Source organism: Proteus sp. G2609 (assembly GCF_963896135.1).
GTDB classification, from domain to species: domain Bacteria; phylum Pseudomonadota; class Gammaproteobacteria; order Enterobacterales; family Enterobacteriaceae; genus Proteus; species Proteus mirabilis.
Window position 1 is genome coordinate 72,292 of the sequence record NZ_CAWQNB010000019.1, and the last position, 24,010, is coordinate 96,301.

Below are 24,010 nucleotides of genomic sequence, written 5' to 3' on the forward strand. Positions count from 1 at the left end.
CTCATCGTCGGTAAAATTAAATATTTTTGCTGATACTATAACCTGATGTTCCTGCACAAATATGGTTCCAAGAGATACTTTCATATCGAATAGTAATATCTTCATAAGGCTGGGCATCTGCATGCGTCAGTGAATTAGGGTAATGTGCTGATATATTGGTAATGCTGGCTTTTGTTAGCTTAATGGTATAAAACTTTTCTTGATTGCCGTTTGAACTTGTTCTATAGAATTCTAGCTCGCACTCTAATAATTCATTATTTGTTATTGCAACCCCAAGTAAGGGTGAAGATTTATCTATAGGTTTTGAAATTACCACAGGGGAATGATTTAAATTTTGTGCTCGAGTTAAATCATAATCAAATGAATACACAAATATCTGATCTTCATGTCCGTGCTGATATTTATTGCCTATAGATCCTAAAGTAGAGCACCCTTTAGATATATCACCTTGAGATTTCCCTATTATCTTTAAATATATTGAATTAGCCATTATTTATAACTCCTTTTTGATATTTCTTCATATGATATTATCAACTTTATAAACACTTTTATTATGTGCCATAGTTAATACTGCTAATTATTAAATCATTGATTTATAGCCCCTTAGTGGTGAGGGAGATAAATACCAAGTGGTGTTTTTCTGATCATTGAGTGTAACTGACATTTCCAATAACATATTTTCAGATAAACAGAATGGGAAAAAATGGTAAAGATGTGTAGTAAAGACAAAAGCTTCACCTCTATTTTCATATTGTGTTTCGTCAATGAATAGCGATAAAGATAAACAACGATAGGGTTTACCTTTTAAAATATAGTCATATAAATGTGTTTTTAGTTCAACGAGTCCATTTAATAATCGCTCACATTTTCGAGTGATCTGCCTATCAGTATCTCGGTAAAGAATATAATCAGAAATCATATGTTTAATAGTATCTAATGACATTAACATTGAACCATTAGCACTGTAATGAGATAACAATTTCCAAAAATGGTGATTATTTACAATAGGTGGATAACAAGATGATAATAATGTGATATTTCCCGTTTTTACTGCATCAGGCATTTTTTCGCTGTGTTTATTTAATAGACCTAACTCATTTCTTTTATATTGTTCAAAGCCAATATAAACACATGCAAAATGTAAACTAGGCGGTGTGACCATAGGATCACCTTTATTATCAAAGAAATTCAAATAATAAAGTGTATGCCCAGTAATATTTTTCTCCATTGTTAATGAATAGAAAATGGCTTTATGAAATTGGGGCATTAAACGAGAGGCGGCGGTTAATTCTGTCGTAGGATAAAAATGACAGTATATGCCACGCGCTAGCTCATGAGGCTCTAGTGATAACTCAATTTTATCAAGATCGGCCAAATAGTGATGGGTTGGAATAGGGAGTAAATAACTTGATTTATTCTTTTTAAAATCAATTAAAAGTGTATGTTTTGCTTCACTATCAATCGCTGGAGCACAGTTTAAAAAAAAGCTCTGATTACACTCTTCTTGAGTTAAAGGAAGTTGCTGACTGAAATAGATATTCACAACAAATCGCTGCTGTTGTTTCCAATCTAATTGAGTCACTATTTGTGGTATATCTAACTCAATAAAATGGTGAACATGGGGTAAATAAAGACCTTCTAATAAACGTTGTGGCGCAGAAAATGAGTTATTTTTCTGTGGGAAGATTTTATAGTCATTGCCAATTTTGGGTTCAAAAGCATAATTAAGAGGATCGCCTTCATAACGTTCACCATTATGTACCACCTCAATTTTTTCAAAGTATTGACTAAATGCGAGTAATAAAATGTCTGAGGTGGTTTTATTTTCCCCTAAAAAAACATTAAGTGTATTTGTTTGAGTTAATTCCACATCACCACGATATAATATTTCAAGAGAGATACAAGAGTGGTTTGGATGCTGAGTAATTTTTCTATCCAAAATGCTATAAGGCATGATGGTGAAATTATGGCAGAAACTAAATTGTGCCCCGTTGTCGCCAATCACCAAATGTTTTTCATTAATCTCCATGGGATAGGGGAGAATTTCACTTTGGTCAATTTGGATAATTGTTGTGGATGGTAGCCCTTTAATGGCTTGGGAATTTAGTCGTTGCAGTAGGGGTAATGTGATCTCAGGAAAAGCATCATCAATTTTATCTTGTAAACGAGCAGATAAAAAAGCAAAGCCTTCTAAGAGATAACTTGTTTGTGGATCTTGAGGATCAAGTACGCTCGCTAAATGTGGCGCTTTATCTGCATACTCACTGAACAGTTTTTGTAAGTACTGCTTTTCTTTAATATATTTAATTTCACTCATGATCTAATCCAAAAGATGAATATGAGCCAGGTTTTAAACCTTGTTGTTCAGCTTGTTTTTGTAAATCATAATAACGAGCTAATAACCCATTAATTTTATTATCAATATTATTAAGAGTTGCAGGAGAAATAGGTTGCCCTGTTTCAATTTGTACAGCGAGCTGTCGCAGTTTTTCTTCGATTGGCTCAACTTTATTGTGCTGCTTTTGAATATCATAAATTGCCGTTTTTAGATAAGAGAGTGTAAAACTGCCTCTATTTCGTTCTTGCTGAACTATTTTATTAGAAAGCTGTTGTAATAATGTCGCGGTCTCAGACCAGCTATCATTAATTGGCATATTCTCTAAGCGCGTTTGATAAAGATTTTGCCAATTACGTGTAAAATAAATTTGCTCTGCATCTGTAGGCCAAGCGTTTTTGGCTTTTTCTTGCATCGTATCAATTAGCCGTAAATTAGAAAGAGGAGAACGTTTTTCTAATAATGATAAATGATACTCGTAGCTATTTAACTGTGGTTTAAACAACCATTTGGCAGCCGCACCTTCAGGTATTGAAGTAATCGCATTCATCTCTTGTTTTAAATAGAGATGTACACCAAATCCAACGGCTAAAAACAGTATGCAACTGAGCACACAGCCCCATATAAAACCTCGGGTCGCACTCATTTTTTTTGCTACTACAGTGAAAGAAGAGGCGGGTTGAGGCGTTTCAATCACAAAAGTGGGGGCTGCTTTGTCCGTTGTTTTCGACGGTTGTTGAATACAGACTAATGGCGGTACGCTAACGGGTTCGGCACTATCTTGTTGCGTCTGTTTTTCTTGTTTTTCAATTTGTTTGGCTAAGTTTTGGAAAAACCACAGTAAGTTTTCAATTTTAGGTAGTTTTTCCCAAGTTGTTTTAGCCAGTTTATCGATTATTAACTGTAACGCGCGCTCTGAACGATAGATTAATCGTAGATCTTTTGCTTGATAGGATTGTTGTCTTAATAAAGCGCTGGCTTTGGTATTAAACCAGTTTAATACCTCTGTACGTTGGTTTGGCTTTTCCGGCCACAGGCTATCCCAATAAGTCACAATAACATTTGCTAATAACTCACATCCTTCAGTAAAACCGCTTAAACCATGCTGTTGTAATCTTGCAATGGTATAGTAAGCACCGCTTTGTAGGTCGATACCATGATTTTTAAATAGGGATAAGCAAAGTGACTCAATAAGTGTCCAACTTATTTCTGGTCGAGCAGGGTGGCTCAATTTATTAAATTCGGTTTTCAGGGCAATAAATTCAGGGGTATCAAGTGGAGATCCCCCAATTTTAATCACTAAACTTTCTGATTTCATCGCACTCAACATCCTTTTATTCCCCCACTATAAAGTGGGGGAAATCACATTAATAAAGCGTTTCAGGTAAACGGAATTTTGTGAATAATCCACCGAAGAAAGGATTATTAGATTCATCAACTATAACTCGATAAGTCATATCACCACCGTCGATTGTGAAGCGAATATCGAATGAGTTAGATTTGATATTGATGAGTTTTGCATTATCAACTAATCGCATTTGTGCCCATGGCCCAGAGAAACTGATTGAACGTGGCGATTTATCACCGGAAAGAGGCACTAAAGTCAGTTTACTTTCAATATTGGAACGCATTGAGTTTGGCCATACCAAGTGTGTCACATGGCTGCGACTATGAGCGTAATCAATCAATTGTCCATCAAGATTTAAGATGCTACGACGCTTATTACCACTTAATGACAGTGGCTCAATAGCATATTGTGCTTCTAAATTACCTTGGGCATTAAAGAAGGTTTCTCTAATACGATTGGCTATTTCAATTTGTGCTAATACATCAGCGCGGATCAATGATTGGCTATCACTATCGTTAACTAAGTTATTCTCAACGAATAAACGCAGATTTTGTTGATAGAAGCTATCTAATGTTCCATTTGGTTTGAAGAAACGTTCAAATTCACTTAAAGGAACATCTTGTTTAGCTGCTGGGTTAAATGGATAACGACCGGCAATATAAGTATTGTATTGTTTGACAACATTTTCATTCCATTCTACTTCCATATAACGAATAGCTTCTTTTTGGACCACATTCCATGCTTGCACTGATAACTCATCGACCCAGCGGTTAAGCGGCTCTGGTAATGTTTTCGCCATTTGTGATAGCTCAAAAATAGCGTCGCGATTATTATCGTTTAAGCGCATCGAAACTGCTTTAAGCGCCGCTTTCCCCGGCACTGGAGAGTTTTGGATCCCCAATAGGTAACGATGTAAGTCATTTAGTTTTTGATTCAGATTCTGTAAATTTTCCCCTTGGTTACTGACTAATATCTCAGTTTGAGGAGTAAATTCGCGATCTAAGCGGGTTAATAAACGGTAAGATGGCTCAGCCATCAGTGTTTTTTGTTCATCAAGTGGTAAATTTTCATCAATAGTTGGAATAACCGTGTTATCACGTAGAACTTGTAATGCTCGGCGTAATGGTTGTTCACCACTAATAATTTGCTCAAGAGCGGTAATTTCATCTTGTATTGAATCAAATTGACGAATTTCTAAATTGCTCATGGCATTACGCCATTGAGCCGTATAGTCACTAAGATATTGTTCACTGATTTGACGCTGAATTTCTTTACGATCACTTTCACTATATTGTGTGTTGGTGGTTAGATTAAGAACCCAAGCATCAAGTAATGTTAGCTCGACCAATTTATCATTTTGGCGGATAAAATAGTTTAATAACCCTGAGCGCGTTAAGAATTGTGGAATTTCTAATTTATCATCATCAATAGCCGTAAAGACCGTATTAAAACTTGGGCCAATTTGATGTTGTAAATTTAAAGGCGCTGAAAGCTCTTGATTAGCCTTTAAGCGTAAGGCTTGATATACACGCTGATAAAGTGACAATACACTTAACTCTGCTTGTGCATTTTTTATAGGTCCAGCAAAAGGCATAAAGGCTTTAGTGGCTGAAACAAACCCTTTTTCACGCTCTTGTTTCCAATCTGTGTGCTCAAGGGCATAGCGCAAATGGGCTTTTAGTTGCAGTTGTTTTTCACGTTGACCAGTGAACAGTTGGCTCCAATAATCAGCCATAAAATCTTCTACCATGCCATTATTACGGCCACTTTTATCTTCTAACATGCGCATAATACGCAATATCTCTAACTTATCTTCACTTCCTTTATCGGCACTGTTAAGTTCATTTAACAACCCAGACATAATCGCAGGTAAAAAGCGATCGGTGAGTAGTTGTAAATAGACTTGTTCAACTTGTGGGCCTACTTTTTGACCTTGGTAAAGACCCATATCAGAAAAGAGCACATTTTTATCACGATGATTACCATAAGCTAAGGTTGCTTCACGTAATGGATTGAGCACCGGTAATTGTAGGCTACCATCAGTATCTTTCTGAGCATTGTTCTCAATAGCACGGAATGCTTTTACCTCATTAAGAACGTTTTCTCCAGCACGATAGTTTTTGTCGTAATAGTGGCTCCAACCATTCCAAATTGCGATTAAGCCGACAAAGCTAACAGCAGTGGTGACTAATAGGCGAGTCCGATGTTTTTTAACCCAATAATGGTTTTCTGCTGCAATATTAGGCTCACTAAATAGCACTTGACTAAATAATTGGGTAGTAAAATAAGGGTGGCTATCATTAATTGGCCATGTAGTAAGAGGTGCTGTCGGTAAATGATATTGTTCGGACGCTGTTTGGCTAAACACATCATCGATTTGACCGATTTGCAATGCAGAAGTTAAATAAACCCCTCTTAAACAGATATTATGTTGCTCATTATTGATGAGCAATGCATCAATTAATGTGCATACAGAATGTTGTAACCCTTCAATTTGGCGCACGAAACTAAATAGATCACTACGCTGGTTACCTTCTGCTCTTTGTAGCATCATTTCTGGTAATGCGCTGTTCATTTGGCCTACCCATTGTGACCAAAAATGATTTAATTCCTTTTTCCAATTACTTTTTGCTTTCTGGTTGAAAGAAACACCTAATACTTCATTACGTTGTTGAACATCTAATGATTGATACATTGAGTCAAAACCACGTAATAGATCTAGCTTGGTTAAGACGATATATAAAGGCAAGCGACTATTAAATGTCATGCGTATTTCTTCAATACGCATTTGTAAATCAGCAAGTAGCTGACTATTTTGCTCCTTACTATTGGTTAATAACGATAGGGTATCGACAGTTAAGACGATGCCATTCATTGGTTGTCTTGGGCGATTAGTTTTGATCCAATTGAGTAAATCGCCCCACAAACGGTGATAAAGTTGAGGTTTATCAGCCTGATTTGCAGGTTGGGTTAATAGATCACCATTAGGGACAAAAAGTACAGCATTGTCGGTTAATAGACATTGAATATTTAATGCAATATTTTGTTCGTTAACAATATTGTCGCTAGGCGCAATATCTAATGGGTTTACCGTATTTTTTAATAAGCTATGCTTTCCACTTTGGTTAGCACCTAAAACAAAATACCAAGGGCGTAAATAAACCGCTTTAGTATGACCATTTAAGTGACGAATAAATTGTGATTTCCAATAGTTTAAATAACGTTTTTGAAAATCAAGATCTTGTCTTACCGGATCAACTACAGCTAATTCGACATCAAGTTTTAATGCTTCCAATTTTTTAACTCGACGCCATGTTGCTAGACCAATCCAACTCACAACAAGCAATACAATAACGACGGTTGCTAACCAACGTGTGGTGACCTCGCTAAACGGTATGGAATCTTGATAACGAAATGTTGGCCCCCACCACCAGATCCAAATAATGAGCAAAGCGGGAAGTAATGCCAATAAAAATAGCAAAAAGGAGGCAATTTTAGATTTATCAGCAAAAAAGAGTTTTTTTACCGAACTCGTAATGTTTGAAATGGAGAAAACCGGTAATTTCATTATTATTGATCCCTATCCATAGTCATTGTTATTTCTGTCTTTTTGTCTATTTTTTGCATGAGTTGTCGTATTAAGTTGGGTTCCCAATCTGCAAGTGAATAATGTGAGGCAGAGGTATTAAGTTGTTGGTATAACTGTGTAGCCATATAATCCATACCTGACAATTCAAATAGTTGTGCAGACAATAATTGTCCATAAAATCTATCTCTAGGCTCTGATCTGCTAGCAAGGTTTAATTCAATAAGCTTCAGGGCTGCTTCAAGACCTTGTTGTTCATAACATTGCAAGACTTCTTGCTCTAAGATCGCAGTATTTGTATTCGATGGTGGCAATTGACCGTTTTCAGTTTGGTTATATTGCTCTAACCACTGTTGTACACTTTCAGGAAAGAAGGGAGTCATATCCGAAAAGTGCAAGTTAACAAGTTCAGGAAGACGCGCTAAAAAAATACGTAACTCTTCAATAATGCCACTTTCTACTTCCCTATAACCTAATTTAGCTGCTACTTGTGCAGCTAACATATGGCCTTCTAACCAGTAAGGAGAGAGTGAGAGACTCTGTTCAATATTGTTTAATAGCGTAATGGACGCTTGAGTCAGTTGAGCTTTGTAATCCATTACACGGTCAATTGATACGGGGGCTAAAGGCGTTTTACCTTGAGCATTAGCTTGAGGTAAGACCGTAATAGCGTGCCAAATTGCATAACGCCGTATACGATATCCTACTGAACTTTCAGGGGCTTGTTGGCAGATAACATCAGCTACTTGAAGTAATGTTTGTTTCCATTGTCTTTCATCTTGATGGTTAACGTTAATAGTTGGTGTTAAGCTATTTTTTGTCGGTGTTTCTATAGACTCGCTAACCGGCGGAGTCTGTACTTTTTCTTCTTTCTCGGCAGGTGAAGCAACAATAATCGGCGCATCGTTATTTTCAATACGATTATAATCTCTGCTTAAATCATCAATTTGTTCTGCAAGTGCCGGGCTTTGTTCATGCCAAAATTGCGCTAGAAAGGCGAACGAGCCTAGAATATCATCACGCATCGCGCTGTTGGCTGCATGACAAAAACTCTCACTCGCTGTTTCAAAACGTTTCAAAACTTGATTGGCTAAACGTGATTTCAATTTCATATTGGTTGGGTAGCAACTTTGCCAATATTGACGATTAAAATCAGTTAGGATCTGTGCTGCCAATACTAATTCTTTTGGCTCTCCAGCATGTTGTAAAGTACGTAATAAATGGACTAAGATCCGAAAATCTTTAGTCTGCGTTTCAAATAGGTGTAAACAGCGACGCTGGATCTCTTTAATATCTAATTGACCATGACTAAGTGAGCCGAACTTTATCATTTCACTGTCAATATATTCCCAGTCGGCATCATTATCATTGACAGCACTACTGACTTGCTGTTCATCAAGCGCTGTCAGTAGCTGTTGTTTCCATGCATAAGAAGTATTGTTCATCATGATTTCTACCAGTGGCAAGCCGCTCTTAAAGGGATTATTTGTTGTGAAATACCTGAAATATTGAAGGTGAGTTTTTCGTTATTAGATAATTTCAATGTCAATCTTTCAGCATTTAACAAGCGTTTAATTTCATCTATGCCCGGTATACCGCGGCTTGATTCCAATACATAACCGTTTTCACGTAAAAACCATTCTGCAGTAAATTGTGTTTTATCCGTTGAAACCATCACACTGCCAGCATCTTGTTTTGTTGGCAGGATAATTTGCATCCGAGTAATGTTATCAATACAGCTCAGCATTAAGATGGGGCGAGGCGGTTGAAAGCCAATCGCTGGAATGGTCATTAATACGGGATAATCACCGGTTTCTGGTACTGAGACGAGAAAACCTGCACTGTTTCCCGTCCGTTTCATTTCATGCTCTGTTGCTTGGCGCCATGTTTTACCCATTTGAGTAACATCAGGCAGTGCATTGGAGGAAGATGTTGAAGAAAGCGCAATTTTGTCATAACAATCTAAACGAATTAGCTGAGATGATTCCAAACGGCATTGAGTTAATTCCTCAATCATTTTCTGATTAAGATTATTTTCGGCCTTTCCCGGTGAAGTGAAGAGTAAAGGGAGCAATGTGCAGAAAAAGATTTTCAATACGTTCATTTTATACTCCGTATTTCTTCAATTTATATATTAACGCTCGTTTAGAAATACTAAGCTGTTCTGCCATGGCGTTAATATCTCCTTTCAATTCTTGCTGTTTATCTAATAAAATTTCTTTTTCATAATTTTCTATAGCAACTTCTAAATCATTAACTCCTTTGATTTGTATGGTAGGAAGTGCAATAGTCGCTACAGATGCGGTTAATTTATCTAACGTTTCATTAAGCGTGGTTTCTTTTTCCCTTTGTAATTGATTGATATATTGCAAGTAAGAGATTTTTTGTTGCATATTTGATAATTCAAAAAGATGCTTTAATTGATGATTAAATAGTTCACAATAAATAGGGAAAATACCTTGCTCGATATTTTCTAGCTCTTCAGCTTGCCCTAAAAGAATAATCGTGCCGCATGCTTTATGGTTAACATCATAGATAGGCAAACTATACAATCCGGTGTTCACCGGAAGCTGTGAAATAAAACCGCGCATAGCAGCATTATTAATATAACTACCTTGTTGTAAGTTTTGCCAAAATACAGGTTCACCCTTAAACAGCAGTTGAATTAAAGGGTGATCTGCATCGGTAATATCGGTATCTAAAAAATGGCTTTGCACTTGAAGCGTTAAGTCGATATTCCAACTTTCCAATTTATTTTCAGCTTTATTCATTAACGAAATAATTAACCCACTCAGTGAGCTACGAAAAAAGCTATATTTTAGAAATTGAACAGCTAGCGTCTCTACATCATGACATTCTAGTAGTGCAAGCGCATTTTTTAGTCTCGCTTTCATTGCTTAATTAACCTCCGCAATAAACTCATCATTTTCAGTCGCTAAGCGAATATGAGAGATAGCTTCATTACGTGCACTATATTGTAGAAGTAATAAAGAAAGAGGCGGCAATAACGCACCATCAATAATAGATTCCAAAATACGCGCACCATTTTCAGCACGAGAAGCTCTGCGTAAAATTTCCGTAGCAACACTCTCTTCTACATTGATTTCTGCGTTGAAACGCTGTTTTAACAGGTTAATAAGACGGGCTAATTTGCCATCAACAATTTGTCGTAAAACCTCTGCAGGCAACGGTAAATAAGGGATCACTTCCATTCGAGCAAGTAATGCCGGTTTAAAGAAAGTTGTTAATTCAGGGTAGAGTGCATCTTCTAGTTCGTCCGGTTTATCCGCGTAAGCAGTAATGACATGGTCACCTAAATTAGAGGTGAGGAAAAATGCGATATTTTTACAATCAATGACTCGTCCTTCTCCATCGGCTATCTCTCCTTTATCAAAAGCTTGATAAAATAGATTTAGCACATCAGGATGCGCTTTCTCTACTTCGTCGAGTAAAACAACTGAGTAAGGTCTTTTACGAATAGCTTCTGTTAAGATCCCTCCTTCACCATATCCCACATAACCGGGAGGTGAACCAATAAGGCGAGAAACAGTATGTTTTTCTTGAAACTCAGACATATTAATAGTCGTGAGATATTGTGTGCCACCGAACATTAATTGGGCAATTTGGATAACCGTTTCTGTTTTACCCACGCCACTAGGACCTGCTAATAAGAACGCCCCCAGCGGTCGACCCGGTCGACGTAAATCAGCCCGCGCTGTAAGTAAATGTTTGTGTAAACATTGAATGGCTAATGATTGGCCTTTGATACTCTCTTCCAAGTAGGTTGGCAACTCAGTGACAATTGATAATGCATCTTGTGATAATCGATTTAATGGTACTCCGGTCCATTCAGCAATTACCGCCGCAATTTGTTTTTTATCGACGTGAGGCGAAACCAGTAAATGCGTGTCGTGTAACTGAGCAAGTTGTTTATCTAATTGTTGTAACTGTTGCTTTAATTCTTCAGATGAGCAGGGGGGCTGTGTTGCTATTTTTTCATCATTATCTTCAGCATTATCTTCAGCATCTTCTGCTTCACTATAAGTTCTTATATCACTTACCACTTCATTATTTGCAACATCATTTGCGACATCGTCATTAGTCGCTTCGGTCGCATTATTAAGTAATGTTGCTCGTAAGGTAATAATTTGAGATACAAGCTCTTTTTGTTGCTCCCATGCTTGCTGTAAATCAGTTGCTTGTTGTTCAATAGCACTTGCTTGTGAGGCTAACGTTTCAAGACGCTCAGAATGATCATCTAAACCTAAATAGTGTTCTCTTTGTAATACATCCATTTCCATATTGATTTGATGGAGTTCTGTTTTCAAAGAGGATAATGCCTTTGGTGGCGAAGATAGGTTAATCGCGGCTCTTGCACAGGCTGTATCTAATACATCAATGGCTTTATCTGGTAATTGACGTCCAGAGATATAACGTTCACTTAATTCAGCACTGGCTCGTAGTGCTTCATCATCAATAAAGACATGGTGGGATTTTTCATAGATACTACGTAAGCCACGCATAATGATAATGGCTTCTGCAGATGATGGCTCTTTGACTTGTACTAATTGGAAACGGCGCGCTAACGCGGCATCTTTTTCAAAATATTTTTTGTATTCGCTCCAAGTCGTTGCTGCGATAGTTCGTAGTTCTCCACGCGCCAAAGCCGGTTTTAATAAATTAGAAACATCTAAACCACCTTGCTGGTTACCTGCACCAATGAGGGTGTGTGCTTCATCAATAAATAGAATGATAGGGTGAGAAGATTGAGTGACTTCTTGCATAATGCCTTTAAAGCGTTTTTCAAATTCGCCTTTGACTGCAGCACCTGCTTGTAATGCGCCTAAATCAAGAGTAAGAAGTTCACAACCTCTTAATTTATCAGGAATATCTCCGGCAATAATACGTAGTGCTAGTCCTTCAATTAACGCACTTTTACCCACACCGGGCTCTCCGACTACTACAGGATTGTTTTTACGGCGACGGCACAGAATATCAATCATTAAGTCGATTTCATTATCGCGACATAAGACCGGATCTAACTCACCATTTCGCGCTTGTTCAGTCATGTTATGAGTAAATTTCGCTAACAATGAATCAGCGGCAAGGTTACCTTTTTCTGATACTGTTTTTTCGTTAAAAGGCGATTCAGCAGAGCCTTCAGTCCATTGATCAAAATTGAGTTTTAATTGGTCGCGGTTAATCTGCGCAAGCATATCGGCAACAGGTTTCGCAAGATAACGCAAAGGCATTTGTAGTAAAGTTAAAAACAATGCACCAGAGCGAAGTTCACTGTGATTTAGTTCAGTTGACGCTAATAGCCAGCTATCTTTCATCCATTCGACTAATAAGGGTGAAAAACTAGGATAACTTTGTGTAATAACTTGATGTGGCGGAATGTCGATATCTAATAACTCTGATAACGCATTAATATCTAATGCGCTTTTTTGACTGATCATACGAATGTCAGTTAATGGCGTTTCTATCAGTTTTTGTAGAAACTGAGCAATCGTAATTTCAGGTTGCTGGTGGCTTACACAGTAAGCGGCTGCACTTTCTAAGGCATGCTTAGCTATTGGGTGTAATCGATTAACGAGAGTAGAGAGATCAATTTGGATCATAATGCGTCCTAGCCAAGTAAAGTATTAAGTTGTTCCACAATACTGAGTGTTTGATAATTCAGTCTGGATGAATAAATGCTATAAATAATCAACGCGAATACCGCTGTACCTATGAGAATATAGCGAGCCCCTAAACGCTTACCTAAACGATAACGACTTTGTTGGTTATCACCTTTTTCAAATAGAACTATTGGCTTAGCGTTACCTCTTAGCTGTTGGATCTGCTTTTGTAAGCGTCTTAATAAATGATTAAATTCATCATTTTGTCCCGCAGAGACTTTGTAGCGCCCGCGGTATCCTAGGCATAAACAAAGGTAGATAAATTCAATCAGATCGAGGTAACGTTTAGGTTCACCTAATAATCTTTCAATTAAGACAAAGACTTTTTCACCACCCCATGATTCATTATGAAAATGAACCAGTAATGATTGTTTTACCCAACCATTATCTTGATCCCAGCCTAATCCAAGGGCGGTTTCATCAATAAAAGTACATAGCACATAACGAAATGAAACAATGGCACCTGGCTCGTAACCTTGGATCTGTAATTGTTGCTCAATAGAGGTAATATCCATGACAACTTGTTGGTAAAGCTTTTCTGAAAGTGGGGTTTCAGACATCGCTTTCATGCGCAATACCATGCCTAATAAAGGTGTAGCCGCATCTATCATTGGATTGATGTTGTTTCCTCTTAGCGGCAGTTGGTAATTTTTCTTTGTAATGCGCTCTTCATCATCATGATTCAGTAAAATATCATCAGTCATAGAGTGCTCCATCTCTTATTGCCCATAACTGAATATCGAGATCGGGGAAGTTTCCTGAAACGTGGAATGCGATGTTGCCATCCTGCTGGATCCCTTTCCATTCATTGCCTTGTTGATCAAAATGGAAATAGTTATATCCCGAGTGATAAGGTAATTGTCTTGGTGCAGCCGAAAGTGGTGATAAAGGAACACCCGGTATTTGCACACTAACCAAGCTGCGAATGTTATTGATTGTTGTCACCTTAGTTTGTTGTGGGAATTGGCGACGTAGTTGCTCTTGCGGCATTTGTGATTTCACCGCAATAATAAATTCAGCTCGTTGTAGCAGTTGTTTGTCATGAATGGTTGCTACACGAATACCATGCTCTTGAACTTGTAGCGGGATTGGGATCGCTCTTGGTGTTAAGACAACACTGAGTGCTTCGCGGATACTGGCTATTAATGGAATATAACTTTCTGTTAATTTAGCATGTTGATATTTGGCAATATTTTCAGGTAAACGTGAAGTATTCGTGAATGTTTGTAGTTCACCACAAAGCTCTAATAAATCTCGAAATAGTTTTTCAGGATGGATCACCGGCTCTTGAGCATAATGCGAATAGAGTGGATAAGTGCGATTAAGCACTTGTAACATCATAAATTCTGCCACATCCGCAACACCTTGCTGACCTGGGGCACCAATGCGAGAGGCAATTTGTTTTCCTCTTTCATATAGCGTTCCTTCAAGCTCGGTGAGAAATTGGCTCAATAATGTTGAGGCACGGATATTTAATAGGCTAGGAATATAATCATTATCCAGCGTTAAATTACCATTAGCATTACGCTCTCTAATACGACAGATAGGTAAAGCAACATAGGCATCTAAACCATGTTTACCTTGTTTGAGTATTGGTGTGAGCTGTGCAACATGAATAGCACTGATATCACCATTTTCAGTATGTAAATCACGAATATTTTCGGTGCTTTCGCTGTAGCGAGAAAGTAAACGACTACCGTTATGTTCAGTGGAAATTTCACTGACATTCTCGTTCATTAAAGGAAAAGCCAGATAAATAATACTGCTGTCACTATCAGTAATATTCGTTATATCAATAGGCTGTGGTAGTAAATCTTGGTTTGGTATAGAGAAAATGGTGCCGTCTGGCATAACACCAGAAGCTTCTTTAATACCAATACGACCTAAAGCATATAAATCGTCACTCAATTTTAAGGTACTAAATCCCCAAAAGTGTGAAAAAAAGTTATTTAAAATACTCACCGTCATATAATCTTGATGACGTTGTTGTTGCTGAAAATGTTGAGGTTTGATAAATAGCCCTTCACGCCAGATCACTCTATTTTTAGTTGACATATTAATCATCCTCTTCTTGTCTAAATTCGATTTCATTTTCCCTAATGTGCACTAATAGGAAGTAGTGGCGTCCTTTACCACGCGCTTTGACTATTTTCTTCCATTCTGCTTTATCAGGATCTGAGTAATAGGCAATAATGCCAATGTAACGGTTAGATGGGTCTAACGTCATAGTAGGGAAGGGTTTATATTGGCCAGGTAAAATGGTGTAGTCTTGATGGTCAATATAATTTTTCTTTAGAACTTTCTCTAAGTCACCCTCTTTTGCATCTATCTGATCATGATCAACAGAGCCAAATACTGAATCTTCGTTAAGATAAACAACTTGGATATTTATCGGCGCAGCTTCACCTTCCTGATTAGGATTAATATAGGGCTCCGCAAGGATGGTTAATGCAACGGTAGAGGGCTGATCTTTCGGTTGCCCAACAGGAGTTGAGGGATCTAATAAGATTTTCCCCATTTTACCCGCGGCTTCAAAAGGTTTACTACATCCACTCAATATTAAAAAAGAGCTAAATAACAGTAATATTGAGAAAGTTCTAAGCTGCATATTAAGCTTCCTCTATTCCTTTTCTCAGCGCTCTGTCATAAGCATGGCTGTATACTTCATAGAATAATTTTTCAAAACCCTGTTGCCGAGATGAAGAGAGTTCTTTGTAATAGTTGTTGTACATTTCCCAAGCCCAGCCATCATTCATTGGTGTGTTATCTGAAGCTCGTCGATACTGAGAAAAGCGGTTTAATAAATGTTCAGGAGAGAATGCTGCCAACATGGTTGATAGTGCGGTTGAAATAGCTTCTTGATTCGCTTGATAATGCAATTGGATGTTGTGCAAGCTTTCTGTTACTGCCGCTGGTGCTGAAAGATGTACAGGGCTACGTTCATCGGTAAACATCAACTTCATTGTCTCTTCATAGCCACTATTAAGACGTAGAGGATTATCTTCAATTGGGCGTAATTGCTTATCTTGTAAGCTTTCTTGTTGTTGTTGCAAAATCAGTAAACCTTCAATAGCCGCTTTGACGGTTTTACCCAGTTCAACAAGAAAATCATTAGCATGCTGTGTATTTGTTAAATTAAGGTGGATACCTAATCCCTTCATCAGAGGGTTAACCGCCACATGATCGACATCGGTCATATGTTCGTTTTCATTAGGTGTGATTTTAGGTAAATCAATAAATTCTTGGACCATAGTATTCTCTTGATTATCTGATGTCGGAAAGGCAGATGAATACGAGTGGGGGTCACTCAATAAAGGATCGTCTGAAGTAGCTTGTGTATTTTTAGAAATTAAGCTTAGATTTTCGTTTTCTAAAGCCTGTAGTGGGTCTGTTGTTAATGCCCCCTGAACGGTTGGTACAAACGGAGGCTCTTTCCGCTCATTTTTGACTGTTGTATCAACATCAAATAATGAATCTAGCGGATTATGATCTTTTGCGATAATAGACTGAGGCGTCATCGCCATCATATTTTGTACCGGCTCTCCGGTAAGACTAATATTGGTGGCAATAACTAATTTACCCACTTTTATCTGATCACCTTGGGTCAGTCTAACGGCATCAAGATGCAATGGAATAATCGCATTATTAATGTAAACAGGACCTGAATTTACTTTTAAGCAAAAGTGTTGATCTTTCCAAAACACCGTACATTGCCGATCGGCAATAGCACCTTCATTATCTTGGATTTTCCAGTCACATTGATTGCCACTACCAATCTGTCCGCCACTTTGAGTTAAAGTCGCATTTGGCAGATAACCACTTTCTAGCTGTTCACTATTTTTGATGCTAAAAGAAATTGTTGGCTGATATTTATCCATCTCTTTATTCCAATACCGTAATGGTGACATCCGGTTTCTTTGCGGGTTGACCTAAAAAGCTTTGCCAGCCTAATTGGTTGTGTTGTTGGTGACCCAAACGGAACCCTTCGGCTTGCTTTTCAGCAATGCTAAGACGTAAATCCCAAGCTAATTGCTCATGAAAAATGTAAGAAACAAAGGCAACTAATGGTGCGAAATCACTGCCGTTAGGTAAAAAACGCATATAGCGTTCTAAACTTAATTCACTGATTTCGATGGTGCATTTTCCATTGCAGTCATATATGTGTGAGCCCAGACTAAAATTTTCCCCTAATAACATTCGTGGGCGAGATTTTTGTCCGGATTGATGAGAAATCGTACCTAACTTGTTTTGTTGTGATTCAGGAATAGGAACACGGCGTGTCTCCCAACCAATTACTTTTACATTTTCTAAGTCGAAACAGTGAGATATAAGACTACTAATCACATCAGAAGAGCGACTTGGACTCGCCAAAAGACCAGCATAAGCGAGCATTTTGCTATGGTTGATTTTGATCCGACCGCGATTAGCCCCATTACCTAATCCAACGAGAGAAAACATATATTGTGAAAATGAATCCTGACCTTCATTTTCAAAGCAAATGTAGTAACGATATTTGCGCCAGATCCGATAAAGTAACGCTATCAGGCGATGATTGAAGATATCGAGAAAAGCGGAGATACCTTCTATCTGTTGTGCATCTTCCCAAGCAAACTCATCCAGATAATAGCCTGGTAGGGGGGACTGACTTCCTTGTAAGCCCAAAAAAGCGACTTCTAATTCATATTGTTCGACATTATTTTTTTCAATGGAAATGACATCTCGCGTCGGAAATGCAATATTTGAATAAGATTTAAAGCGAAGAATACCGCTGTCATCCTCCATCGAGTTGACATCTTGATGAATTATTTTATTTAACAATTCAACGAGTTGATAAAAATTATACTCTGTTACCGATGAGCCAGCTTGTTCCAGCCAACGATCGATTACTTCAGTATGTGCTGGTTGATTTGTGCTGGCCATCGATAAACTTCCTTATTATCAAGGTTAATAACTTCCAACTCATGAAACATATTAATGCTGGTATATAAGGTGAAAAATTGAGCGATAACGGTACAAAATAGGAATAAACTTCCTTCGGAAAGAAACGCATTTTGATGAACAACTAACGTTGTCTTCAGACCGCGAACAGGAAGGCCTTTGTAGATATGCTCAATATGCTCTGAATGTAAATCAACTAATGCATCTAGGCGTTTTTGTGATTGCCTTGCAACCTGTGTGTTATAAACAGACGGTAAATCATAGAGTTGTAATATTTTTTTTAATGAATCAAGATTGAGCAAAGACTGATAATTTAAAGATAAATTAGTTAATTCAGACCAATATAATGTTTTATCTAATAATGGATATAAAGGCAGTGTTGGTGCGAATAAATTCTTAGCAGATAAAGCCCCATAAGGAATTGATGCACTATCTAAATCGATAGAACGCGTCGATAACTGGGAAGCGATATAGCGGTTAGTACAGTTGAGTGCAACAGAAACGGTTTCTTCACACTGTTGTAACTGAGGCTCTTGCTGACGAACAAAAGAAAGTCGATGGGAATAGCCGTATAACTGTTCATTTTGACTTATCTTTAAACGGTAATAGCCATGATTTTCAGTCTGATGGTTTTGATGATAAAAACTTTCAAATGCTGTATAGGTGATCGGATAAGGTTTAGCATCATTAGGATAACGTAACCCTCTAACCTCATTAATCGAAAAAATATCAAAACATTCAGTAAGTTGGTAATTAGGACTTAAAACATACTCCTCACTTTTCCCCGTCAAATTTATTGCTTCACTATCAATAGGAAATAAATTCACAATAGGGGTGCAATTAAGTTTAATACTGTCGTCATAAAGAATAACGCCATCAGGAATTTCTAGATCAAAATTGATCACCAGTTTGAATTGCTCTGCTTCGATAGCCAAAGGAATGTCATCCAAACCATGAATATCTAGAAAGAGAAAGGCTTCAGGAAAACAGAAAAACTCTTGCAGTATACGATAGCCATCATAGCTATTTTTCGGGTATGGAAGTAAGGCATCCTGCTTTTGAAAACCAACAGGCGTAACTGAAAAGTGAGTAAGAGGTAGCGTATGTACATCTGTGACTAAAGAGGCACTCTGCACATGCTGGCTTAATAAAAAATAGAGCTGATTTGTAGTAAATGGCGCACCATTTAAGTAAAAACACAATTTATCTAAGCCAATATTGGCAAGTGGCTGTTTTGTTGCTAACTCAAATGTTATTTCAATGGCGGTTGTTTGCTGCAAAATGTTACTGATTTTTGTCGGCATTAACCAGAGATCGCGACTTTGACTAAATCGACATTGAAATAACGTCTCGTGGTTTGTTTCCTCACTTTGCACATAAAGTGGAGTGGCACTAAAGGGTTGTCCTGCTGAAATTTTTGTTGCGTGTTGGCACTGAGCATAATTAGGATGATATTCAACAATCGTCATGCTTGGCACAGGGCGCGCGTAGTTTGGCCAAAGCATATTGGCTAAACTGTTAGTTAACTCAGGAAATTGTCTATCTATTTGCTGGCGTAAATTACCCGATAAATAAGATAGCCCATCCATAATCCGCGAAGTATCAGGATCTTTAACATTGTGCGAAAGCAAATTAACAAGTTGCGGTTTTTCTTTGGCAACTTGCTCAGTCAGCTCATTTAAGTATTCTGATTCATTGGTAAAGTAGGATTTTGATGACATATTAATGCTATTTAAGCTGATATCTACGGTTATTATCTAAATACACATTAAATTCAATAAGTTGCTGCTTATTTTCTAAATCAATAAAAGCATTAATATTAAATTGTAAAGATAAACTATCTGCATCTTCTTCAAGAAATTTCACTACAACTTTGCTGATCCGTGGTTCATACGCAATAATGCAACTACTAATGCTATCTTCTAGGTGAGATTTAAAATCAACCGTAGATTGAGTCGCATCATTTAAATCAGGGATCCCTAAGGGTGGCGTTCCTTGGCAACCATCAGGTCTAGCATTTAAGATGTAATTTAAATTTTGTTTTATTGATTCAATGAGTGTATTTGTTCGCGAACGATGGGAAAAACCTAAGTTTTTCCCTCGGATCCGTTCAAATAAGCTGGCGCCAGCATTAGCCTGCCAGCCATAATTGGATGCCATCACCGTTACTCTTTATCAAGACGACCAACAAGTGATAATTCAAAGTTTGCACCCATATATTTAAAATGTGGGCGAACTTGAATAGCGACTTGGTACCAGCCTGGATCGCCATCAACATCAAGTACTTTGATTTCAGCTGAACGCAATGGACGTTTACTACGAACATCTGCTGGTGGGTTTTCTTGATCTGCGACATATTGCTTAAGCCAAATATTGAGTTCACGCTCCAGATCTTGACGCTCTTTCCATGAGCCAATCTGTTCACGTTGCAATACTTTTATATAATGAGCTAAGCGATTGATAATAAACATGTATGGCAATTGAGTTCCTAACTTATAGTTAGTCTCTGCCAATTTGCCTTCAGGAGTATTTGGGAAGACTTTTGGTTTTTGAACCGAGTTTGCGGAGAAGAATGCAGCATTATCACTGCCTTTACGCATGGTCAGCGTGATAAAGCCTTCTTCTGCTAGTTCAAATTCTCTACGATCGGTAACTAAAACTTCAGTTGGGATCTTAGTTTGTAATTCACCCATCGCTTCAAAAATATGCACAGGAAGATCATTAACTGTACCGCCGCTTTGTGGGCCAATAATGTTTGGACACCAACGATATTTTGCAAAACTATCATTAATACAGCTTGCTAATAAGAATGCGGTATTACCCCATAAATAGTGCTCATGGTCTTGTTTAACATTTTCTGAATAGTTAAACATTTTTACAGGGTTTTCTGTTGGAGAGTATGGCAAACGTAATAAGAAACGCGGTGCTGTTAACCCTAAATAACGGGAATCTTCTGCTTCACGCAGTGAGCGCCATTTAGTGTGTGCAGGGCCTTCAAAAACAGATTTTAGATCTTTAATTGCCGGCAGTTCAGCGTAGCTATTAATACCAAAGAAATTAGGTGAAACAGATGATAGGAATGGCGCGTGAGCCATTGCACCAACAGTACTAACATACTGCATTAACTTCATATCTGGCGCAGTATTGTTAAAGGCGTAGTTACCAATAACTGTTGCAACAGGTTCACCACCAAATTGGCCGTATCCTGAAGAGTAGACGTGTTGATAGAAGCCTGATTGAACAATTTCTGGAGAAAATTCAAAATCTTCTAATAACTCTTCTTTAGTTGCATGAAGAATATTGATCTTAATATTTTCTCTAAAATCAGTGCGATCAACGAGTAATTTTAAAGAACGCCATGAAGCTTCAATTTCTTGAAATTTAGGCGCGTGAAGAATTTCGTCAACTTGAGTACTTAGTTTATTATCAAGTTCAACAAGCATTTTATCGATTAATAATCGATTGATCTGTTGGTCTTCAGATTCACTGGCGAAAATATTACTAATAAAAGCAGCAACACCTTGTTTGGCAATATCGTATGCTTCTGTTTCTGGAGACATACGTGATTGAGCCATAATTTCATCAAGTAAAGAGCCTGTAGATGCGGGGGCTTGTTGCTCTTGAGCTTCTGCATTTAGTGACATGAAATAATCCTCTATAAACATTATTTTTGATTAGCAGCAATATCGAGCTCTTTTAGAAGCTGTTCGCGAGTTTCTTGATTTTCAAGTAGTTCTTGAAGACGCTTTCTAAAAGCTGGGACATTGCCTAGAGGACCTTTTAATGCAACTAAAGCTTCACGCAATTCGAGAAGTTTATTTAATTCGGGCACTTGGCGAGCGATACTATCAGGAGAGAAATCCTGTAAAGATTTCACATCAAGGTTAACATTAAGCTCTGAATCACTGCTTTCTTCTAAGGTATTGCGAACATTAATATTTAAATTAATGCCAGCACTTTCCATAACAGAATTGAAGTTGTTTTGATTGACTGAAATCGCTTTGCGATCTTCAATGGGGGTCTCTTCCGTTTTACCTTTCATATCCCCAACAATCAACATATTCAATGGAAGTTCGACTTCAGCCTGAGCTCCGCCAGTATTTGGCGTATATTTAATATTAATCCTTTCTTTAGGGGCAACACTACCGAGATTTTTCTTACTCATTTAAGTTAAGCTCCTTGTATGAGTATGCAATAACTTCTTAATTCCATAAATAAAATGCCTAAATTAAAAATTAATAATAAATTTAGAGCATGCACTTCCCTACACAGAACAAAACAGGCTCTGCGTTAAGAATTCTTTTCCCAGTAAGGTGTTTAAATATGTTTAATATTGTACAAAGTTTATTTTTTAGTTTTGGTCATGATATACAAAATTAACTTAGGGTCAATAGGTAATTTATTATATGAGTTCTTATTTTTATATTAAATAAGCTGAGAGCAGTATCAATAGGGCATCTTATCGGGATAAGAAATAAGTTTGACTATAATTATGAAAGCTAACTTATTCGGTGGTTACTCTAATAATGAGTATCTAAATGATATAGCTAATTGCAATATTAATTAAACTCAATTTAATAAATATAGAATATATTAATTTATAAAATTCTGTGAGCTAAGTTCATATTTTACAATTAGTAATATAATTTCATATTTTTCTAGCATAATTACTTATTTTATCTATTTTGCTTGAAATGTTATTTCAATTTTAGGATAAGTTAGCTTTTACTCATTATATTTGTATCACGATGATGGATACATATTAAACAAGCCTTTTAGGATATTGGCGATGCTTTTATGTTTTGCTTTATTTTCAATGGTTTATGGTTTTTTAAGTTAAGGCGTTAATCTTGGTTTAAGAGCAATAAAGAGGTTTTTTTGAGATATCAATTTATTCATAGGAATATAACGTGTTAGAAAATAAGAGGGAATAATAGGTTTTCAAGCCCTTTGTGACGCTACATATTGATATATTAAAAATAACATATATATAACGAGTATATGATAAAAAATAAAAACGCAATGAAACTATTTAGGTGTGAATTAGTTTTTTATGGCAACAGAATTGCAAACATAATACAGCTATATTTGGTTTAACTTAAGGGTATGATCTGAAAAATATTCTGCTTTAATAAATGGATTTTTAATTTTTTAGTACGATGTATCTCTTATAGTGAGTAAGAAGATGGTGCTATAAGCCAAAAAAGACTAACCATAAATAGCTAAATAACTATAGAGATATCTTTATTGTTATCAAATAAGAGGATTACCTATTTCAATCAAGGATAAATACTAATATGGCTCAAATAGATCTTTACCCTAATATGATATGAAAAATCTTCTCTCAATATTGCTACTGTAATGAGCATCGCTTCTTAATTTATACTGGAATAACAGCATATCTTTATCATCAATAAGTAAAGACCAAGATAGTTAAACTAAAACTTTTGTGTCTCCCTATCCTTATTTTCTACTTGTTCATTGTATAGTTTTATAATTAGCCTCCATAAAATGAGTATTGGTACGTAAAAATAAGACTGAAATATACGCATATTGAGTGTGTTAAATAAAAATAGTGGCTTAATTAGCATGATATTTTAATTAAATTGAGCTTAACAGCTAAATATATTGACCAATTTGGACTGCTCATGGAAAAAGGACAGCATAATTCAATGTAATTGATTTTTAATACTTTAAAATCAATGGATTATATGCGCTATTTTTGATTTAACATTTCTGTTACAAAATATATTTTTATGTACATAGTGTTTCTTGGGCTGCGAGCAATTTGTCTATTTATTCATCATATTTTATGCTGATAAATACTTTTTATGACTGTTTTTACAGCATGATATAGCGATATTTCAACCAGTTTACGCTAAGTGACTTATCCTAGAGAGATACAAAAAAAACGGGCTGTTTACAGCATATTGATAAGATTTTATTATCCTTTACCGAAGTCTTACCGTGCGCACTGGCTAAGATGACAGACATGACTAACGGATTGTTTTTAAGACAATCATTTAATTTAATTTGTCGTTTTTGATAAAAGGATATTGTTATGCCAACTCCTTGCTATATTTCCATTGAAGGAAAAACTCAGGGCAACATCACTGCAGGCG

Annotated in this window: 17 protein-coding genes and 1 pseudogene; 1 reads left to right on the forward strand and 17 read right to left on the reverse strand. The window is 36.9% G+C overall.

Features of this window, described 5'->3' with window-relative positions:
* Positions 1-16: 16 nt before the first annotated feature.
* The 17 genes from AACV01_RS05340 to tssB all read right to left on the reverse strand — a co-directional run bounded on the left by AACV01_RS05340 (position 17) and on the right by tssB (position 22,053).
* Complete coding sequence (locus AACV01_RS05340; RefSeq protein WP_004244607.1) at positions 17-490, reverse strand: Hcp family type VI secretion system effector; 474 nt, start codon at positions 488-490, stop codon at positions 17-19.
* A gap of 90 nt (positions 491-580) precedes the next feature.
* Positions 581-2,317 carry a type VI secretion system baseplate subunit TssF gene (locus AACV01_RS05345; protein WP_161682541.1) on the reverse strand — a complete coding sequence of 579 codons (1,737 nt, stop codon included), beginning with the start codon at positions 2,315-2,317 and terminating at the stop codon, positions 581-583.
* A complete protein-coding gene (locus AACV01_RS05350) occupies positions 2,310-3,653 on the reverse strand; it encodes a VasL domain-containing protein (RefSeq protein ID WP_223231965.1) in 1,344 nt (447 codons plus the stop codon). Before AACV01_RS05350 ends, AACV01_RS05345 begins: the two co-directional genes overlap by 8 nt.
* A 49-nt stretch (positions 3,654-3,702) precedes the next feature.
* The gene (tssM, locus tag AACV01_RS05355) at positions 3,703-7,251 is read right to left on the reverse strand and encodes a type VI secretion system membrane subunit TssM (protein WP_161682543.1); all 3,549 of its coding nucleotides are present in this window, start codon (positions 7,249-7,251) and stop codon (positions 3,703-3,705) included.
* 2 nt (positions 7,252-7,253) lie between these two features.
* Positions 7,254-8,717 (reverse strand): type VI secretion system protein TssA, encoded by a 1,464-nt coding sequence (gene tssA / locus AACV01_RS05360; RefSeq protein ID WP_161682546.1) that lies wholly within the window; start codon positions 8,715-8,717, stop codon positions 7,254-7,256.
* A gap of 5 nt (positions 8,718-8,722) precedes the next feature.
* Positions 8,723-9,373 carry a type VI secretion system-associated protein VasI gene (vasI, locus tag AACV01_RS05365; protein WP_004244612.1) on the reverse strand — a complete coding sequence of 217 codons (651 nt, stop codon included), beginning with the start codon at positions 9,371-9,373 and terminating at the stop codon, positions 8,723-8,725.
* 1 nt (position 9,374) lies between these two features.
* On the reverse strand, positions 9,375-10,163 hold the full coding sequence (locus AACV01_RS05370; protein WP_004244614.1) for a helix-turn-helix domain-containing protein: 789 nt from the start codon (positions 10,161-10,163) through the stop codon (positions 9,375-9,377).
* Between the two features lie 3 nt (positions 10,164-10,166).
* Positions 10,167-12,890: a type VI secretion system ATPase TssH gene (gene tssH, locus AACV01_RS05375; protein WP_161682548.1), complete on the reverse strand. Its 2,724-nt coding sequence runs from the start codon at positions 12,888-12,890 to the stop codon at positions 10,167-10,169.
* Between the two features lie 8 nt (positions 12,891-12,898).
* Complete coding sequence (gene icmH, locus AACV01_RS05380) at positions 12,899-13,654, reverse strand: type IVB secretion system protein IcmH/DotU (RefSeq protein ID WP_004244617.1); 756 nt, start codon at positions 13,652-13,654, stop codon at positions 12,899-12,901.
* Complete coding sequence (gene tssK, locus AACV01_RS05385) at positions 13,647-15,005, reverse strand: type VI secretion system baseplate subunit TssK (protein ID WP_004247647.1); 1,359 nt, start codon at positions 15,003-15,005, stop codon at positions 13,647-13,649. The genes icmH and tssK overlap by 8 nt, the downstream gene beginning before the upstream one ends.
* Before the next feature lies 1 nt (position 15,006).
* Complete coding sequence (gene tssJ / locus AACV01_RS05390) at positions 15,007-15,558, reverse strand: type VI secretion system lipoprotein TssJ (protein WP_004244619.1); 552 nt, start codon at positions 15,556-15,558, stop codon at positions 15,007-15,009.
* Position 15,559: 1 nt separating this feature from the next.
* Positions 15,560-16,828: a type VI secretion system-associated FHA domain protein TagH gene (tagH, locus tag AACV01_RS05395; RefSeq protein WP_004247648.1), complete on the reverse strand. Its 1,269-nt coding sequence runs from the start codon at positions 16,826-16,828 to the stop codon at positions 15,560-15,562.
* A 4-nt stretch (positions 16,829-16,832) separates the two neighbouring features.
* A complete protein-coding gene (gene tssG, locus AACV01_RS05400) occupies positions 16,833-17,870 on the reverse strand; it encodes a type VI secretion system baseplate subunit TssG (protein WP_004244621.1) in 1,038 nt (345 codons plus the stop codon).
* Complete coding sequence (tssF, locus tag AACV01_RS05405) at positions 17,834-19,609, reverse strand: type VI secretion system baseplate subunit TssF (RefSeq protein ID WP_046334530.1); 1,776 nt, start codon at positions 19,607-19,609, stop codon at positions 17,834-17,836. Before tssF ends, tssG begins: the two co-directional genes overlap by 37 nt.
* A gap of 7 nt (positions 19,610-19,616) precedes the next feature.
* Positions 19,617-20,048, reverse strand: coding sequence for a type VI secretion system baseplate subunit TssE (gene tssE / locus AACV01_RS05410; RefSeq protein ID WP_004244624.1), 432 nt, complete (start codon positions 20,046-20,048; stop codon positions 19,617-19,619).
* Between the two features lie 5 nt (positions 20,049-20,053).
* The gene (gene tssC, locus AACV01_RS05415) at positions 20,054-21,532 is read right to left on the reverse strand and encodes a type VI secretion system contractile sheath large subunit (RefSeq protein ID WP_004247652.1); all 1,479 of its coding nucleotides are present in this window, start codon (positions 21,530-21,532) and stop codon (positions 20,054-20,056) included.
* A gap of 20 nt (positions 21,533-21,552) precedes the next feature.
* Entirely contained in the window at positions 21,553-22,053 is a 501-nt protein-coding gene (gene tssB, locus AACV01_RS05420) for a type VI secretion system contractile sheath small subunit (protein WP_004247653.1), read from the reverse strand.
* Between the two features lie 1,896 nt (positions 22,054-23,949).
* Here tssB and AACV01_RS05425 point away from each other — a divergent pair.
* Positions 23,950-24,010 (forward strand): annotated as a pseudogene (locus AACV01_RS05425) (type VI secretion system tube protein Hcp); the annotation flags it as partial.

What these genes read in the sequence shown, in the direction of transcription:
- tssB (WP_004247653.1), bottom strand. Translation starts at nt 22,053, where the DNA reads ATGAGTAAGAAAAATCTCGGTAGTGTTGCCCCTAAAGAAAGGATTAAT.
- vasI (WP_004244612.1), bottom strand. Translation starts at nt 9,373, where the DNA reads ATGAACGTATTGAAAATCTTTTTCTGCACATTGCTCCCTTTACTCTTC.
- tagH (WP_004247648.1), bottom strand. Translation starts at nt 16,828, where the DNA reads ATGGATAAATATCAGCCAACAATTTCTTTTAGCATCAAAAATAGTGAA.
- tssE (WP_004244624.1), bottom strand. Translation starts at nt 20,048, where the DNA reads ATGGCATCCAATTATGGCTGGCAGGCTAATGCTGGCGCCAGCTTATTT.
- tssC (WP_004247652.1), bottom strand. Translation starts at nt 21,532, where the DNA reads ATGTCACTAAATGCAGAAGCTCAAGAGCAACAAGCCCCCGCATCTACA.
- AACV01_RS05345 (WP_161682541.1), bottom strand. Translation starts at nt 2,317, where the DNA reads ATGAGTGAAATTAAATATATTAAAGAAAAGCAGTACTTACAAAAACTG.
- tssK (WP_004247647.1), bottom strand. Translation starts at nt 15,005, where the DNA reads ATGTCAACTAAAAATAGAGTGATCTGGCGTGAAGGGCTATTTATCAAA.
- tssF (WP_046334530.1), bottom strand. Translation starts at nt 19,609, where the DNA reads ATGTCATCAAAATCCTACTTTACCAATGAATCAGAATACTTAAATGAG.
- AACV01_RS05340 (WP_004244607.1), bottom strand. Translation starts at nt 490, where the DNA reads ATGGCTAATTCAATATATTTAAAGATAATAGGGAAATCTCAAGGTGAT.
- tssH (WP_161682548.1), bottom strand. Translation starts at nt 12,890, where the DNA reads ATGATCCAAATTGATCTCTCTACTCTCGTTAATCGATTACACCCAATA.
- tssG (WP_004244621.1), bottom strand. Translation starts at nt 17,870, where the DNA reads ATGGCCAGCACAAATCAACCAGCACATACTGAAGTAATCGATCGTTGG.
- icmH (WP_004244617.1), bottom strand. Translation starts at nt 13,654, where the DNA reads ATGACTGATGATATTTTACTGAATCATGATGATGAAGAGCGCATTACA.
- tssA (WP_161682546.1), bottom strand. Translation starts at nt 8,717, where the DNA reads ATGATGAACAATACTTCTTATGCATGGAAACAACAGCTACTGACAGCG.
- AACV01_RS05350 (WP_223231965.1), bottom strand. Translation starts at nt 3,653, where the DNA reads ATGAAATCAGAAAGTTTAGTGATTAAAATTGGGGGATCTCCACTTGAT.
- tssM (WP_161682543.1), bottom strand. Translation starts at nt 7,251, where the DNA reads ATGAAATTACCGGTTTTCTCCATTTCAAACATTACGAGTTCGGTAAAA.
- AACV01_RS05370 (WP_004244614.1), bottom strand. Translation starts at nt 10,163, where the DNA reads ATGAAAGCGAGACTAAAAAATGCGCTTGCACTACTAGAATGTCATGAT.
- tssJ (WP_004244619.1), bottom strand. Translation starts at nt 15,558, where the DNA reads ATGCAGCTTAGAACTTTCTCAATATTACTGTTATTTAGCTCTTTTTTA.